Annotated in this window: 16 protein-coding genes; 7 read left to right on the forward strand and 9 right to left on the reverse strand. The window is 60.7% G+C overall.

Annotation, left to right across the window (positions count from 1 at the left end):
* Both FJ980_RS02495 and FJ980_RS02500 read right to left on the reverse strand, forming a co-directional pair.
* On the reverse strand, positions 1 to 1,178 hold a 1,178-nt coding region (locus FJ980_RS02495), incomplete at its 3' end, for an aspartate aminotransferase family protein (protein WP_140541377.1).
* The gene (locus tag FJ980_RS02500; RefSeq protein ID WP_140541501.1) at positions 1,175 to 2,059 is read right to left on the reverse strand and encodes a MurR/RpiR family transcriptional regulator; all 885 of its coding nucleotides are present in this window, start codon (positions 2,057 to 2,059) and stop codon (positions 1,175 to 1,177) included. The genes FJ980_RS02495 and FJ980_RS02500, both read right to left, overlap by 4 nt.
* Before the next feature lie 88 nt (positions 2,060 to 2,147).
* Between FJ980_RS02500 and FJ980_RS02505 the strand changes: the two genes are divergently transcribed.
* Positions 2,148 to 2,981, forward strand: a complete 834-nt coding sequence (locus tag FJ980_RS02505; RefSeq protein WP_140541502.1) for a 3-keto-5-aminohexanoate cleavage protein — start codon at positions 2,148 to 2,150, stop codon at positions 2,979 to 2,981.
* A gap of 281 nt (positions 2,982 to 3,262) precedes the next feature.
* Here the strand turns inward: FJ980_RS02505 and FJ980_RS02510 are convergent, their stop codons facing one another.
* A complete protein-coding gene (locus FJ980_RS02510) occupies positions 3,263 to 3,475 on the reverse strand; it encodes a hypothetical protein (protein ID WP_140541378.1) in 213 nt (70 codons plus the stop codon).
* A 1,944-nt stretch (positions 3,476 to 5,419) separates the two neighbouring features.
* On the opposite strand from FJ980_RS02510, the gene FJ980_RS02520 reads away from it, so the two are divergent.
* The 5 genes from FJ980_RS02520 (at position 5,420) to FJ980_RS02540 (ending at position 9,264) form a co-directional block, all read left to right on the forward strand.
* Positions 5,420 to 5,839 (forward strand): hypothetical protein, encoded by a 420-nt coding sequence (locus FJ980_RS02520; protein WP_140541380.1) that lies wholly within the window; start codon positions 5,420 to 5,422, stop codon positions 5,837 to 5,839.
* A gap of 63 nt (positions 5,840 to 5,902) precedes the next feature.
* The gene (locus FJ980_RS02525; RefSeq protein ID WP_140541381.1) at positions 5,903 to 6,148 is read left to right on the forward strand and encodes a DUF982 domain-containing protein; all 246 of its coding nucleotides are present in this window, start codon (positions 5,903 to 5,905) and stop codon (positions 6,146 to 6,148) included.
* Between the two features lie 14 nt (positions 6,149 to 6,162).
* Positions 6,163 to 6,726 carry an SH3 domain-containing protein gene (locus FJ980_RS02530; protein WP_140541382.1) on the forward strand — a complete coding sequence of 188 codons (564 nt, stop codon included), beginning with the start codon at positions 6,163 to 6,165 and terminating at the stop codon, positions 6,724 to 6,726.
* Between the two features lie 14 nt (positions 6,727 to 6,740).
* Positions 6,741 to 7,931 (forward strand): FAD-binding domain, encoded by a 1,191-nt coding sequence (locus FJ980_RS02535; protein WP_140541383.1) that lies wholly within the window; start codon positions 6,741 to 6,743, stop codon positions 7,929 to 7,931.
* Between the two features lie 286 nt (positions 7,932 to 8,217).
* Positions 8,218 to 9,264, forward strand: coding sequence for a chloride channel protein (locus FJ980_RS02540; RefSeq protein WP_246676283.1), 1,047 nt, complete (start codon positions 8,218 to 8,220; stop codon positions 9,262 to 9,264).
* A 283-nt stretch (positions 9,265 to 9,547) separates the two neighbouring features.
* Here FJ980_RS02540 and FJ980_RS02545 read toward each other — a convergent pair whose 3' ends face one another.
* The 5 genes from FJ980_RS02545 to FJ980_RS02565 all read right to left on the reverse strand — a co-directional run bounded on the left by FJ980_RS02545 (position 9,548) and on the right by FJ980_RS02565 (position 11,919).
* Positions 9,548 to 9,823, reverse strand: coding sequence for a ribbon-helix-helix protein, CopG family (locus tag FJ980_RS02545; RefSeq protein WP_140541384.1), 276 nt, complete (start codon positions 9,821 to 9,823; stop codon positions 9,548 to 9,550).
* Positions 9,820 to 10,107 (reverse strand): hypothetical protein, encoded by a 288-nt coding sequence (locus FJ980_RS02550; RefSeq protein WP_140541385.1) that lies wholly within the window; start codon positions 10,105 to 10,107, stop codon positions 9,820 to 9,822. The genes FJ980_RS02545 and FJ980_RS02550 overlap by 4 nt, the downstream gene beginning before the upstream one ends.
* Before the next feature lie 146 nt (positions 10,108 to 10,253).
* Positions 10,254 to 10,523 (reverse strand): hypothetical protein, encoded by a 270-nt coding sequence (locus FJ980_RS02555; protein ID WP_140541386.1) that lies wholly within the window; start codon positions 10,521 to 10,523, stop codon positions 10,254 to 10,256.
* Between the two features lie 105 nt (positions 10,524 to 10,628).
* Complete coding sequence (locus tag FJ980_RS02560; protein ID WP_140541387.1) at positions 10,629 to 11,414, reverse strand: hypothetical protein; 786 nt, start codon at positions 11,412 to 11,414, stop codon at positions 10,629 to 10,631.
* Positions 11,401 to 11,919, reverse strand: coding sequence for a sigma-70 family RNA polymerase sigma factor (locus FJ980_RS02565; RefSeq protein WP_246673276.1), 519 nt, complete (start codon positions 11,917 to 11,919; stop codon positions 11,401 to 11,403). Before FJ980_RS02565 ends, FJ980_RS02560 begins: the two co-directional genes overlap by 14 nt.
* A gap of 955 nt (positions 11,920 to 12,874) precedes the next feature.
* Between FJ980_RS02565 and FJ980_RS02570 the strand changes: the two genes are divergently transcribed.
* A complete protein-coding gene (locus FJ980_RS02570) occupies positions 12,875 to 14,068 on the forward strand; it encodes a cation:proton antiporter (protein WP_140541388.1) in 1,194 nt (397 codons plus the stop codon).
* A gap of 636 nt (positions 14,069 to 14,704) precedes the next feature.
* Here FJ980_RS02570 and FJ980_RS02575 read toward each other — a convergent pair.
* Positions 14,705 to 15,199, reverse strand: a complete 495-nt coding sequence (locus tag FJ980_RS02575; protein WP_140541389.1) for an RES family NAD+ phosphorylase — start codon at positions 15,197 to 15,199, stop codon at positions 14,705 to 14,707.
* Between the last annotated feature and the right edge of the window lie 8 nt (positions 15,200 to 15,207).

Below are 15,207 nucleotides of genomic sequence, written 5' to 3' on the forward strand. Positions count from 1 at the left end.
CCGTTGTTCATGGCTTCGCTCTTGACCCGCGCGTTGAGTTTCAGCGCCGGATCGAAAGGCTCCTTCGAACCACGGTCGGCCACGAGTTCGATCGCCTGGAACAGGCCGCGGCCACGAATGTCGCCGACATGGTGATGATTGCCGAAACGTTCGCTCAGGCGCCGCTCAAGACGCGCGCCCATCGCTTTGACATTGTCAAGCAGATGGTCGCGACGGATCACCTCCTGGACCGCGAGACCGGCGGCCGCGGCCATCGGATGCCCCATATAGGTGTGGCCGTGCTGAAAAAAGCCGGAGCCGTTGGCGAAAGCGTCGAAGATATGCCGGCCGAGCAGCACGGCGCCGATCGGCTGATAGCCTCCGCCGAGTCCCTTGGCGATAGTCATCAGATCGGGAACGACGCCTTCCTGTTCGCAAGCGTGAAGCGTGCCGGTGCGGCCCATGCCGCACATCACCTCGTCCAGGATGAGCAGCACGCCGTAACGGTCGCAGATGGCCCGAATGCGCTTCAGGTAATCGGCCACCGGCGGCACGGCTCCGGCAGTCGCGCCGACCACCGTTTCGGCGACGAAGGCGATGACCTCGCCGGCACCAAGTTCGAGTATCTTGTCCTCCAGGGCCTGCGCCGCCCGCACAGCGTAGTCAGCATCGCTTTCTCCGGGCAATTGATAGCGATAAGCGAAACATGGATCGATATGATGGGTTTCGATGAGCAACGGCTGAAACTGCCGCCGCCGCCATTCATTGCCGCCTGTGGCGAGCGCGCCGAGTGTGTTGCCGTGATAGCTCTGACGGCGGGCGATGACGTGGCGGCGCCGCGGCTCGCCTTTCTCGACAAAATATTGCCGCGCCATCTTCAGTGCCGCCTCGACGGCCTCGGACCCGCCGCTCACGAGATAGACATGGCTCAGTCCAGCGGGAGCATCTTCAGCGAGACGATCGGCGAGCCGCTCGGCAACCTCTGTGGTGAAGAAGCTGGTATGAGCATAAGCAATGCGATCGAGTTGGTCGTGCAGCGCCGCGATGACATCTGGATGGCCATGACCGAGACACGACACGGCCGCGCCGCCGGATGCATCGATATAGGCGCGACCGTTGCTGTCGAATATCTGGACGCCTTTGCCGCCGACGGCGATCGGAAGCAAGCCTTTGGTCGTGCGATGCAGAAGATGGGTCATTTCATGCCAAGCCGCGGTTTCAGATGTATGTTGAGCGCTGCGTGGTGCTCGTCTGTACACCGAAGCACAGCCAGCGCCGACTCGCCGCCGTGGCCAGCCACCAGCGCGGCCAGGATTTCAGCAACGGCAAAAGCGGGCGCCATAGTGTGGAAAAAAGACGGGCTGTGCGTAGGAACGACGATCACGTCCTGCGCAATCTGAGCAAGTGGCGCAACCTTGCTGTCCGTGATCGCGACAACCGGGACGCCGCGCCCAGCAGCATGTTCGGCGATCTCCACGGTCTGTCGGGTATATGGAAGCACGCTTGCCACCAGTAGCACGTCGGCATCGGTGGCGCGACCGATGGCGTCGGCGCCGGTTCCGGCAATACCGTCAAGCAGAACCGAGCTCTCGCCGATGAGCGACAAAACATAGTGCACGTGCCAGGCGATGGGATGGCTGGATCGCAGGCCAAGGCAATAAATGCGTCGTGCCTCCGCGAGGCGTTTCGCCGCCGCCACGATCCGCTCCAGGACTTCCGGCCGGCCCAGCCGGGCGATCTGGACGGCAAGCGAGTCCATCATCTCGGTAGCCTGGGCGCGATCACCCTTGAGCTTTTGGCTCTTCACCTGGATTCCTGCTTTCCCGGCAAAGCCGAGGTGGCCGCCCCGCACCGCCGCCGCGTAGGAATCGCGCACGACGTCGTAGCCTTCGAGACCCAGGTGTTTGGCGAGGCGCGTCATGGTGGCCGGTTGCACACCCGCCTGCCGCGCCTGCTCACGCATGGATAACAGGGCCACGTCGCTCGGATGATCAAGCATGTAGCGAGCCGCTGTCTGCAGCTGCGCCGACATGCCATCGAACTCGGCTATAAGGCGTTCCGCCAAGGGCCCCTGATCCATCAAAGCAGTCTGCCGCGCTTGAATTCGGTTTGCAACAAATGTTTCACACGGTATTTTGGTGATCCAATTGTCAACATCGGTCATCCGAATGCAGTCTCAACCATCAAACCGCGCGGTCGCGATCGCCGTCGCACCGAATGGCGGCAGGCGCACGAGAGCCGATCATCCGGCTCTGCCGATGACGCAGACCGAGCTGGCTCGGGCAGCCGCGGAGTGTCTCGAGGCAGGCGCGGCCATGATCCACCTCCACGTCCGCGACCGGCACGGGCGGCACGTTCTCGACCCTGACGCGTATCGCGCCGCTACCGCTGCCGTCCGACGCTGCGTTGGCGATGCCCTGGTGGTGCAAATAACAAGCGAGGCGCTTGGTCTTTATGAGCCCGAAAGGCAGATGAAGGTGGTGCGCCAGACCAGACCCGAGGCGGTCTCGCTGGCGCTGCGTGAACTTGTCCCGGATCGACATGCCGAGGCGGCTTTCGCCACGTTCCTCGCCTGGCTAAGGCACGAGCACGTGCTGCCGCAGATCATCCTCTATGATCCTGACGAGGCGTTGTACCTGTTCGATTTGCACCGACGGGGGCTAATTCCCTGGGACGACATTCCTGTGCTGTTTGTCTTGGGCCGCTATACAGCGTCGCAGCAATCTGCCCCCACCGATCTGCTGCCATTCCTTTCGCCTCACGTTCCACGCTTCCGGTCGTTCATGGTCTGCGCCTTCGGTCGTGACGAGGCTGCTTGCGTATGCGCGGGAGCATTGTTTGGTGGAGACGTCCGGGTCGGGTTCGAAAACAATCTTCTGCTTCCGGACGGTTCGATTGCGGCATCAAATGCGGTTCTGGTCGATACTGTCGCGCAGCGGCTCCGGGGCTTTGGACGGCCAATCCATACCGGCGCCTCATTACGAAATAGCTGGCAGCGTTGAGATCGTAGCGAATAGGTTTGAGAGAACTGTCAGACCAATTTTGCCCGCTGCTCGTTGGGTCCCTGGCAAATTTCACGGCGTGCCCCAGGGAACAATGCCAGATTCGAAGACTCGCGAAGCTCATCACGCCGGGGAGGCGGTCGACATAAACTCAGCGACCATTGGCGAGTTCATGGCGGCCGGAGGGCTCGACCTCGCGCAGGCAAGTGCAATTTTTGAGGCCAGGCCACTCTCGAGTTGGCGGGAAGTTGCGCGGCTCCCCGGATTTGATCCAGAAACAATCACGCGCCTGAAAGCAGGCAGACTAGAGATTCGAACGCTATCTGTCCTCGCATCGAATGATGCGGGCCCAGTCTGACTTTTGCCTTTTGCCGCGCCATGGTCTGCAAGGCGCGGGTCTCGAATTGACCGCCGGCTGTCGTGGACTTGCCGTTGGCGCGGTCGATGAATGAAGGCTTCTTCGGGCCGCCCCAGTCAATAGTCTCGAACAGCAACGAGACAGCTGCCTCGGATAGTGGCCACCACGAGCCGGCCGTTCGGATAGTATTTCGGTAATGCAGCCGCCTGATCCTCAATGGTTGCGCCATCAATTTCGCACAACGCACCTGCGAGTAACCAATTCTGACCAGTCCTGTCCCCCACCACAGCTATGTAATCCCCGTCGCGCGGGTAACCAATTAACCCAATCTGCTCATATTCTTCCAATTCGCGCATCTGAGTTTACATCCCTCCAAAGGACATCGTTTCGTATCTACGAATGGCAAGGTCCCGCGCATGCGATGGGCGGCCCGGCACCACCCCAACGGGTGCCGGGCCGCAGGGAAGTGCCCGCGCAGTCGCACTTCCTCGAACACATGCCTGACGGATCACTGAGAGCTGCTCGACTGAGGAACCGACGACTCGTTGGCGCAAACTACGAGCGCAAGTTGTCGCGAGGCTCCGGCTTGTTGTCGGCTTGAGACAGCCATAAGGCTCTGTGCTCCTGTGAAAGACCTCTCATGGCCGAGCGCGCCGCGGGGGTGATTTCGTACGCGCAGCAAAAGGCGCATTGGAACTCTGCCTGCCGGTGCGCCAGATCGGCTTCCAGGGCGGCCCCCTCACAAATCGGGCAAGTTGATGGATAATATTTGCGGCCTCTATCAAACGGCAAGACATTCATTCGTGGACACCGCGCTTTTCAGCACTAAGCTTTGTCATGAAACCCCAATTGCTGATAGTAAGGCCTGCTCCTTTTCTGACCATTACTGCGTTCCATTACTGCGTTCTCACGCCGTCATCTTTCACAAAGCCTCTACCGGCCGAGCGGCTGCATGAGACAACAGCCGCTGGGCCTGACGGGCGCGGCTCGTTCCGAACGCAACGCGACCCGGTCCCTGCCCCCTTAGCCATGGCGTGTCCGAGAGGCCCGCTGGGTTTGACGGACAGGCCGAAAGTTCATCCTTGCTGCTCGACTTACCAGACAGGGAGGCGAACTATTCCCGGCCGGAAGACATTTTTTTGAAAACCTTGTGCAAGGAGAGCGCCGGCGTGACCGCAGAGGCCGAGGTTGGCATCAAAGCCGGACGATTTCGTAGCTTTTGACAAAGCACATGGGCCGAAAACCACAACAGCCAGCGCATGATCGTAAAGTAGTCATTCGAGGGCCGCTCCGATCTCGGGCAGTCCTCCCCGGCGATTTGCTTTCTGAACGGCACCCATCTCGAGCACATGGCGCCGGGAATGCCCTCTTCCATGATTGCGGGCTGATGCGACTTCTGCCGGCCGCGGGAAGCCTGGGAACGCGTAAGCCCATCTTCCCCGTCGCATGCGACGTCGTCGTCATTGGCTTCACGCTGATGCCAGCCAGTGCGCCGGGTTCAGCCGAACGCTTGCGGCGCGAGCTCGAGGATGCGTGGTTTAATCACGCGGCGCCTGATTAACTCAGCTGGCTGCCCATCAGATAATTTCGGCCGCGTACGGTACCTTCCGGCCAGTAATTTGGCTGACGTTGGGGTTGCCGCTCGTGCGGTCTCCTGACCTTACCCCATGCGTAAGCAGACCTTTCGGCACGAAGCCTTGGGCCCCAAGGGAGCAGACGAGTTCACCGAGTCTCACATAATCGCGACTGGCATGGAATAGTTTCCGCTCGATCTCGGTATATGCAACAACCAGGTGAAGTTTGTCCGTGCTCGTCACTTTGCATAATTTTCGGGTGCTCAGGCATAGCGTTTCTGGCGCTGAAATGCGGGAGACGAGCGCACGAGGATCTGCTCCGAGGCGCTCAAGACCGAAAGTTCTGCCGCTCGGTCCCAGCGTCCCCCTGCCCCGCCTCTTGATCTGGGTCGCCCCGGCCGAGAACTCCTCACCGTGTCGTTCGATCGACCGATCGCCACATGACCAGCGTCCACCAAGGCAGTGGAAATCAACCTGAAACACAGGTGTCTCAAAGGGAGGAAATAATGGATCAAACACTTTCGCAACGCTTCGACGCTTACCAACCGTCCAAGACCCTGTGGTTCTGGACAGTCGTGTGTGCTGTTGTGCTGACGATGATCATCGGCTTCACCGCCGGAGGTTGGACGACGGCTGGAACGGCGGCGGAGATGGCCAAGACATCCGCCATGAAGGCAAAGGCTGAACTGGCTGCCAATCTTTGTGTCGAGAAATTTATCACGGCGTCCAACGCCGGCGACAACCTCGCCAAGCTGAAGGGAACCTCCTCTTATCAGCGAGACAGCTTCATCAGCGATGGCGGGTGGGTGAAACTGGCCGGGATAAAAAGCGATGTGCCGGGTGCGGCGGATCTGTGTGCCGATAAACTGTCAGCGATGGACACGATCCCGACGAACGGCGTGGCTCAGGAGAACACCAAGAGCTGATTGCTTTGATTTCGCCCGGCGAGGCGATTGTCGCCGGGCGCTACTCGCGACGGAGGCGCAGCCATGTATGAAGCGTGGTTTTCAAGGCCCGTGCCAGTGGCCACCGGCGTATTTGGCGAGATCAACAATCTTTCCAATGCCAAACAGGCTGTCGACCTGCTTTCCAAGCACTGGCGCAGCGCGGGAAGCCAGAAGCATCTGGCGGCGCTCAGGGCCTGCCGGCAAGCGATGAACGGTGGTATTGCGGCTGACGTGGCCAGGGACGCCTTGGTCGACGCGGCTCGAGAGGCGCACATGCTCGTCGAGTAATATAGCTCGTCGTCATGAGAAAACGCGGTGCGCCGTTTGGCTTCTCGCCGGCCAGTCGACAAATTAGATATCACGGATGCCTCGGTTTCGTCCGTCTCGCCCTTGCAATTCTGTTTGGTCGCAGCATCCGCCAATATCACGGGGTTCGCGCAGAGACTGGCTCGCCTTCTCTGCCTCGTTTCGTCTCGCTGAAGGCTTCATCTGCCAATCTGCTCATCGGACCGGGTATAGGCTACAGTATCGAATGGGTTTTCAAGCGACGTGGCATCCCCTTGGAGATCTATCAGGAGTACGGCAATTGGCGCCGGGTGAGAGATTGGGACGGAAGCTCCGGCTGGATCCATCACTCGCTCCTGTCAGGGCGCAGAACTGGCATCGTCGCTCCTTGGTCAAAGGATCGCCTCGCTTTGTACGCCAAGCCGGCGGCGGACAGCGCCATAGTTGCTTGGCTCGAGCCTCGCGTTGAAGTCAAGCTGAGCTGGTGCGACGGACAGTGGTGCGCGCTCGCGGCCGGTCCCTCAATGGGTTTTATGAAACAAGTAGGGCTGTGGGGCGTCTACCCCGGTGAAGTGCTCTAGATTGGTGGCTCTATATGGCCGACCGAACGGTGTTGATTTCTGGTGGAGGAATTGCTGGACCGGCACTAGCCTTTTGGCTTGCAGCCGCCGGATTCCGGCCGACCCTGATCGAACAGGCGCCCCAATTGCGCACCGGCGGCTATGTCATTGACTTTTGGGGTCTCGGCTATGACATAGCCTCGTGGATGGGCGTTGAGGCAGACGTCAATCGCGTAGGATATCACGTGCGCGAAATGCGCATCGTGGGTGAGAACGGAAAGCGTGTCGCAGGCTTTGGCACAGACGTCTTCGGCGAGCTGACAAACGGCCGCTATGTGACCCTCGCGCGTAGCGATCTCTCGCGATTGCTTTTCGAAAAGATCAAAGACACGACGGACATCATGTTCGGCAATGAGATCGTCGGGCTTGAGGAAAAATCGGAGAGTGTCCGGGTGCAACTGAAACGTGGAGGCGAACGCGACTACGCTTTGGTAATCGGCGCCGATGGCTTGCATTCAGGCGTTCGGCGGCTCGCGTTCGGAGCCCGGCAACAGTTTGAGAAGAAACTCGGCTATGCAGTCGCTGCGTTCGAGGTCGAGGGTTACCGGCCACGCGATGAAGACGTGTATTTGATGTATGGCCTGCCGGGGCGGATGCTCGGCCGTTTCACGCTGCATGGCAACCGCACCCTTTTCCTGTTCGTCTTCACCGTTGAGGAGAGTCCTCTGCCAACGGCGCTGGACCTGCAAAAGGAAATGCTGCGCAAGAAGTATGCCGATGGCGGATGGGAATGCCCCCGCATCCTGGAGGAACTGGGCCATACCGATGAACTCTACTTCGACAGCGTCAGCCAGATCAGAATGAGCAGATGGTCCAAAGGTCGCGTAGTGTTGACCGGCGATGCCGCGTTTTGCGTTTCCCTGTTAGCTGGACAGGGTTCAGCCCTGGCCATGATTTCCGCATATATCCTGGCAGGGGAGCTCTTAAAGGCCGACGGCCGACATGAAGAGGCTTTCAGTAGCTACGAAGCGCTTCTGCGGAACTATATACGAGCCAAGCAGCAGGGCGCAGCGCGATTCGCCAGCGCCTTGGCGCCCAGGACGCAGTTGGGACTTGTGTTCCGCAATTTGGTGACAAATGCATTTGCCCTACCCGGCCTGGCGCGTCTGGTGATCGGAAAAGAAATTACCGACGCGGTGCAACTCCCCGACTATCACTGGCGTTAGCCGGTCCTAGCTCCGCCAGCACCGAACGTCTCTCTTTGGAAAGCGACTCCCAAAGCCGCTGCCTGGGCGGTAGATCGGGCTGCGAGCCTCCACTTCTCGGAAGGCAGGTAGCCGCTGCTCTGGTCGGTGCCCAGCATGGGTAACTCATGCGGACGACTGCCTCCATGAGCCCAGCTGCTGAGACGGCCATCTGATCCTCATTTCATTGTTTAGTCCGCTAGATCGGCTCGGCGGATTTGATCAGCGCCGTGCCTGCGTTAGGGCAGGGTTTCCCACGAGGACAGGCATGGCAGGCATTTCACGAAAATACCCCATGCTGCGGCGCTCGCGGGCAATGTGGACCTCGCGTCGCGTCTGGCAACCGCGGATTGTCTTCTGGGCTGGAGCCATCTCGATCGGATCGATCAGCGTGCTGTTCGCGGCACTCGCAGATCAGGCACAGGGGCTGTTTCGTGCTCTTGTCGGCAGGGACACCGGCTGGCGCCCTTACCTGCCGCTGATCACGACGCCGCTCGGCTTCGTGCTCTGCGCCTGGCTCGCAGAGGTATTCTTTCCCGGCTCGCAAGGCAGTGGTATCCCGCAGGCGATCGCCGCCCGCCACTTGCGCGATGAACACGACCGCAGTCGTATCCTGTCGCTGCGGCTGGCCGCCGGCAAGATCGCGCTTACGGTGATAGGTCTGTTCTGCGGAGCCTCGATCGGACGAGAGGGGCCGACGGTACAGGTTGGCGCCTCGCTGATGCTGCAGGCTGCGCGGAGGGGAGGAATGGCACAGGCACGCGGTCTGATCCTGGCCGGATCGGCCGCCGGCATTGCCGCGGCCTTCAACACCCCTCTTGCCGGCATCGTGTTCGCCATCGAGGAGATGGGGCGGACCTACGAGGCTCGTACCAACGGACTGGTGCTTACTGCGGTGATACTCGCCGGCCTTGCCTCGCTCGGTCTCGTCGGCAACTACACCTATTTTGGCGCAGCCAAGGACACGGTGGCATTCGGCGCCGACTGGCCGTTGGTGATAGCCTGTGGTGTCATCGGCGGCGGCTTCGGCGCGCTGTTTTCGCTACTTGCTTTGACGATCACACGCCGGATCCGGCGCTGGAATGCGCTGCAACCTCTCTGGCGAACACTGGTCGTGGCAGGGGTCTGCGGGCTTGCTGTGGCGGTGATAGGTATCGCTTCGGGCGGACTCACCTTCGGTACCGGCTATACGCAGGCTCCGCGTGGCTATCGAGGGCACCCCTTTGCCTGGACGCTTGGCCGCTTCTGCAATCCGCGCACGGCCAGAACCTCGGCGTCTGGAATGGCAACCTTCCAGTCCGGGATCCACCAATAGTGCAACGAGTTCGGAGCAACCAGAAATCGGACCGGTCCGAGCAGATCGACTGCGGTGCGCAGCGCCGGTGTGAGAGCTGTAGGCGAGTGGAGAACCAGATCGCCGTTGCGGAGCCGCAGGATCGTCATACGGGTACTGAAAGGAAATTTCATCAGCCCCAGATCATACTCTATCGACGGTCCATCAACGATCCACAGGTCCGAAGCGACCGGCTTGAGAACATTGATCGGCTCGTACAGACCCAACGTGGATCGGCCGTTAAAGGATCTTTGAGGCATCGACGTCAGCTATCAATCGACTTGGCGTTACCCGGTTTCGCCGACATCGTTCGACGTCGTTGATCGACCAAATCCGCATTGGTGGCCAGCCATTCGCGAAGGGCAAGTCGGATGATATCCGATCGCGGGACCCCCATTGCAGCGGCAGCCTCGGCAAGCGCCAGTTCGATGCCAGGGTCGAATGGCATCGAGGCAGATTCCCGCAGCATCATCGCGGCGCGAATATCGGCAGGCGCATCATCGAGGGCGAGCGGGTCTCGGCCGTCTGATCCCGCCGTCATGACTGCAGCTCGGGGCGCCGACTGGCTTGAGAGTCATCGTAATTGCGGATGGCGACAACCCAGTCGTTCCTGATTGTGGCCAGGACGAGGCGGCAGCCTTGCGGATAGTAGCGCGGCAGCGCCGCCGCCTGATCGGCAATAACAGCACCGTTCAAGCCGCACAACTCGCCGCCGAGCAGCCAATCTTGACGGCGGTTGGCGCCGACTACCGCGACGTAGTCTCCATCGCAGGGATACCCGATGAGCCCAACTTCTTCATAGTCTTCAAGCTGACGGGATTGCATTTGCCGCACTCAAAACCAAATGCCTTTCGATGGTGAAGAACGAACGCAAGTATTGCGACCTAGCGGCCCGGCACCACCCCAACCTGATGCCGGGCCGTGAGGAAGTGCCCGCGCGGCCGCACTTCCTGACTGCCGTGACGCGGATCTCACGATGCGCCCGTCGGCAGCGTCTCGTTTGCACAGGCAACGACCGGGATCGTCGAATGCTGTTGCCGAGCCTGCGATAGCCACATCCCGCGGCTCTCCTGAGAAAGCCCCTTCATTGCGACGCGCGCCGCTGAAGTGATTTCAAAGGCACCGCAAGAAGCGCACTGGAATTCCACCTTGCGGAGCGCGATATCGGCCTCCAAAGCCATTCCGGCGCAGATCGGACATTTAGAGGGACAGTATCTTCTTTCAAACGACAAGACGTTCATCACGCGAGCCTTCTTTCAGGCCGTATCGAGAGCGCCGCAGAGAAACCGAAGGCAGCGGCGGCAGGGAATTGGTGGACGGGAATGCGGTTCAAGGCGGGGCGACGGTCAACCTCTTGTCTTGGGAGCAACGTTCCTCCGGGTGGCGACTTCAATTTGCTTTGCTTCTACTTCGAGCCGGTCCGGCGCGGCGGACCCCATCAACGCATACGCCGTTCCGCCCGATTGCCAGTAAACTGTCGGTACCCGGCCGTCAGTGGCCGGGGTGGGCGGTACTGCGTCCTCGCCATTCATCGGGGCAGCGACGAGGGTGATGCGCCCAACGCTTGGTGTATCGGCTGTGACGACCACGCTTTGTTTCCCGTTCCACGGCTGCACCTGGACGTCCTTGACCACCCATACCGACGGTAGGGTCGGCATGCTGACGTTGATGGCGCCGACCAGCCGTTCGATCTTGTCCTGCTTCGGCTCGACACCTCTCTCGGGGCCTGCATTGAGCTGCGCGACCCGCAACGCGTCCCGCGCGGCCAAGATGAAGGTTTCATCAGCCGTCTTGCCTCCCTGGCGGAGCGGCATAGTCAACGAGTTCGCGCCCCAGCCGATAGCAACCAGCACGACGGCGGCGAGTTGGAGTCGGAGCAGCGCGAGCATCTTCCCTCGGCGAAACGCACCCTCCAGCTTCTTTGCCTTCGCCACACTCGCACCCGGCGGAAACAGCCGCTGGGGCTGTGAGGCGCGCAACGCCTCCATGCGTTGTGCATGAGCAAAGACCTCCGCCGCCAGCGCCGGCTCACGTGCAAGGCGGGCTTGCAGATCGGATCTCTGCGACGCAGAGAGCTCACCATCCAGCAGACGATTGATATCCTCTTGGGAAATGCCATCAGTATGCCGCATCGCGCCCTCCCACTATCTTGAGACGAGAAGTCCCGCCATCGGTGTTTTCCAGGTTGCGCTTCAGCGCCGCACGGGCGCGGCTGAGGCGCGACATCACCGTTCCCGCCGGCACGCCCAGAAGGTCGGCGGTCTCTGAATATGTGAAACCCAGCACCGCGACCAGATGCAGTATTTCGGCTTGGTCGGCCGGCATTCGCTTTAGCGCCCTTTGTACATTCGCGAGGTCAGCCGAATGCTCCTGCGACGGCGGCAAGGCTGACTCCGCTACATCTGCAAATGATGCCATCCGCTCCCGGGTGGCAAGGGCGCGGCTGGCATGCGTGAGGAAGGTGTTGCGAACGATAGTAATGAGCCAGGGCAGCAAGGGACGTGACGTGTCGTAGCTGGCGGCCATCGTCAGTGCGCGGGCAAGCGCCTCCTGAACCAAATCATCCGCGTCAGAATCGTTGCCGGTGAGGACGCGACCGTAACGCCAAAGATCCTCGAGGTGCGGTATGACGTCCAAGTTGGTCTTCATATCACCAAAGATGTACACTTTTGAGTCACTTCAGGCCTCCACCTTGCATCACGCTGACGAGTAGGCGGCCCAGCGGGCAGGGACAGCTACCGCTGGGCCGACTGGGAGCGTGCTCCTCCCGGTTCCAAGATCTGGGTGCCATGTAACCTCAGATGCTTGCGCCGCTCCCGTGTCCGATATGGCCTTCGATACGTCTCGGCCTCGTGCTCACCCTCCTTGCACCATTTACTAAGGCCGCCCGGAAACTATTCCAGGCAACAGCGAAAATAACTGGGAGTGCGGGCCCCGCTCCTTGGCGAAGCAAGCGTGGAATAGAATCCCTTGCTCGACGGTATCGATGGGGAGCTGGCGTCGACTACCCAGCTGCGAATGAGGCCGTCGCGATGCATCTGGGCGAGATTATCGCAAACATGTTAGCTGCAATCTTGGTAGTATGCGGCCTCGCCCTCATTTTCTTGGTAGCCGGCAGGCCGCTCTTCCCGAGGCGCCAAGCACGAATGGTGGTCCTTCTGCCGGATCCTGACAAGACAGCTTCGATCCGCGACAAGCGCCAGCAACTGCCGGGTTACTTCAATCTTGCGCTCGCACCACGAAAGCCAACGGCATTGCGATAGACCTTCTCCCACGTGCAGGCGAGGGTTTGGGCTGAGTGCACGCAGAACGCCCTAAGTCCGCTCCGCGCGCAGGCAGCATTTAGGCCCGACGGCGGCACTTGCTGTGTTGGAGGCGCCGTGCGTGCGAAGGCACCGGTATCCGCCGACTTTCGCCGATGTTGATATCGCATGATCAGATGGCAGGTTTATCCATCCTCAAAGGCAGAATCGGCTGAGACCTTCCTGGCCTGTTCACGCTCTGGTGTCCACAGTTGGCGCCGTCCATGACCGCGCTTGTTTTGACAACGGCTTTGCTTGCCGAATCCCATCCCACCTAGCCATAATCCGGAATGGACGAACTCTCTATTCCCACCGTCGGGCTCATACTCCTGACGGCCTCGCTTGTCGCCATGATCTCGAGGCGGCTCCGCCTCCCCTACAGCGTCGGGCTGGTAGCGGCCGGGATAGCGCTCGGATTTGTCCCGGGTGGAACCGAGCTGCCTCTCAGCCGGGAGCTGATCTTCACAGTGTTTCTGCCGCCGCTGATTTTCCAGGCGGCGCTTGAAATCGAATGGCGCCATTTCCGCGTCAACCTACCGGTGACTGCTTTGCTTGCCTTTCCGGGGGTAGCGATCGCCGCTGCTGTAGTAGCACTCGGCATGCATTGGCTGCTCGGATGGAGCTGGACTGGCGCAAGCCTCTTCGGCGTGCTGATCGCGGCGACGGATCCGGTCTCGGTGTTGGCTGCCTTCAAGGAGATGAAGGTGCAGCCGCGCCTCGGGTTGCTGGTCGAGTCCGAAAGCCTGCTCAATGATGGCGCGGCGGCAGTCGGTTTCGCCATCCTGGTCGCAGTGGCGTCAGGCGCCGGCGCCACGCCCGTGGGCATCGCCTCTTCCTTTGTCTGGATCGTCGCCGGCGGCATCGGGATCGGCGCGGCCGTTGCAGCGGTGCTCCTTCTCATCGCGGGGCGGACGGAAGACCATCTGGTGGAAATCACACTAACGACGATTGCCGCCTATGGGTCGTTTCTGATCGCCGAGAAATTTGGCATGTCAGGCGTCCTCGCGACGCTCACCGCGGGTCTGCTGGTCGGAAATGTAGGCTGGAAAGGCGCAATATCGGCCAACGCGCGCAGTCACGTGCTGGCCTTCTGGGGCTACGCCGCGTTCCTCGCCAACTCGATCGTGTTCATCCTGCTTGGCGGCCATGAGGCGCATCAGCCGCTCAGCATTTTCGCAGCCAGCTCGGCGATCGCCGTGGTGTTCGTCCTTCTCGGCAGGGTTTTAGCTATTTACCCCCTCTGTTTCCTGCTCTACCCCACCTCGTTGAAAGTCGATCTTAGATATCAGCATGTTCTTGTCTGGGGAGGCCTGCGCGGTTCGCTTGCCCTGGCGTTGGCGTTGGCACTCCCCCAAGACATAGCAGAACGCGGGGCGATCATCGTCACGGCGTTTGCCGTTGTGGCGTTCTCGATCTTTGTCCAGGGCCTGACGATGCAGTGGCTTATCAAAAAGATGGGACTGACTGCCAGGGAATCGGCATAAGAACTGGGCGACCGGTTGCCATCAAGGGGGACTTCATGCTTCGGCAGCCGGCACTGCACGGGGGATGCGGGACGGCAATCCCTCCCGTGTCGAGAGAATGGACCTGAATTCTTTTTCAACCAAGGACGGCTCGGGCTTGCCCGCTTATTGACAAGGCGCCGGAGCAAAGCGGCGCGCTGTCGAAGTGCTGTTAATTTGGGACCAGCAGCCGAGAGGCCTACGATAAGGCTCATCCAATTCGGCTTCATCGGCTAAGCCGGCCAGCTAGTAGGCTATTATGCGGAAGTCTTTGCTCCCGCTCGTCAGCAGTGTGTGGTAAATTCTTCAGCAGTGTGTGGTAAATTCTTCTGCCGGTTGAAGCCTCTGGCAAGCAGCGCCAACTCTGTCGCGCTATCGATCATGAAGCATCCGGGAGATATTTCAGTTCCAATTAAAATGACCAAGGAGACGCGAACGCGGCGTTGTTGCCGCCAGGGGTGGTTGTAACTGAAGCGGTGGCGACGAAATCACCCGGATGGCTTAAGCACAGGGGTGCCCTACTGGGTTTAAAGTGCACGCACTCTTTCCGTCAGACTTGAGTTCCCGGCTCCCTGCTGAAGACAGCATAGTTGGCAACGCGCGCAGCGGCCGGCTAGATCAACCGAGCCGGTGCTCGTCGTCGATCAGCTCGAGCCTGGATGGAGCAGCGTCACCCCATCGCCACAGAACGAGATTCAAGTCGCCGATTGCGGCGCCCTTGGCGAAGCTCGGCACGAGCAGGCCATTATAGCCTTGCGCGACCAGCTCACGGGCAAATCGCTGCGTATGCGCCTCGCCATGGTCTCTCATCTGATCGCGCCATGTCGGGTCGGCGACGGCCGCAGTATCGAGACCCATTGCTGCAAGAGCGGTACCGTCACCCGCATCGAAGACGGCCTCGATCTCGGCACTGTAAGCGACCAGCGTCGTCGGCTGCAGATCGCCCACCTGGTTGGCTTCGCGCAAAGCCGTCAGGACCGAGGTGGACGCATAGAGCGCCGGCATGCCTTTCGGGTTGAAACGCCCTCCATAGAGCTCGGCACCGCGTCCCGACATAGGCTCGCGGGCATACACCGGATTGAGGGCGCGGTAGAGCCGGCCCGAATAGGTGATGGCGGCGA

The organism is Mesorhizobium sp. B1-1-5 (assembly GCF_006443065.1).
In the GTDB taxonomy this organism is placed as follows: domain Bacteria; phylum Pseudomonadota; class Alphaproteobacteria; order Rhizobiales; family Rhizobiaceae; genus Mesorhizobium.

Coding starts and splice junctions, on each gene's coding strand:
- FJ980_RS02500 (WP_140541501.1), bottom strand. CDS start 2,059: ATGGATCAGGGGCCCTTGGCGGAACGCCTTATAGCCGAGTTCGATGGC.
- FJ980_RS02505 (WP_140541502.1), top strand. CDS start 2,148: ATGCAGTCTCAACCATCAAACCGCGCGGTCGCGATCGCCGTCGCACCG.
- FJ980_RS02520 (WP_140541380.1), top strand. CDS start 5,420: ATGGATCAAACACTTTCGCAACGCTTCGACGCTTACCAACCGTCCAAG.
- FJ980_RS02525 (WP_140541381.1), top strand. CDS start 5,903: ATGTATGAAGCGTGGTTTTCAAGGCCCGTGCCAGTGGCCACCGGCGTA.
- FJ980_RS02530 (WP_140541382.1), top strand. CDS start 6,163: ATGAGAAAACGCGGTGCGCCGTTTGGCTTCTCGCCGGCCAGTCGACAA.
- FJ980_RS02535 (WP_140541383.1), top strand. CDS start 6,741: ATGGCCGACCGAACGGTGTTGATTTCTGGTGGAGGAATTGCTGGACCG.
- FJ980_RS02540 (WP_246676283.1), top strand. CDS start 8,218: ATGGCAGGCATTTCACGAAAATACCCCATGCTGCGGCGCTCGCGGGCA.
- FJ980_RS02545 (WP_140541384.1), bottom strand. CDS start 9,823: ATGACGGCGGGATCAGACGGCCGAGACCCGCTCGCCCTCGATGATGCG.
- FJ980_RS02550 (WP_140541385.1), bottom strand. CDS start 10,107: ATGCAATCCCGTCAGCTTGAAGACTATGAAGAAGTTGGGCTCATCGGG.
- FJ980_RS02555 (WP_140541386.1), bottom strand. CDS start 10,523: ATGAACGTCTTGTCGTTTGAAAGAAGATACTGTCCCTCTAAATGTCCG.
- FJ980_RS02560 (WP_140541387.1), bottom strand. CDS start 11,414: ATGCGGCATACTGATGGCATTTCCCAAGAGGATATCAATCGTCTGCTG.
- FJ980_RS02570 (WP_140541388.1), top strand. CDS start 12,875: ATGGACGAACTCTCTATTCCCACCGTCGGGCTCATACTCCTGACGGCC.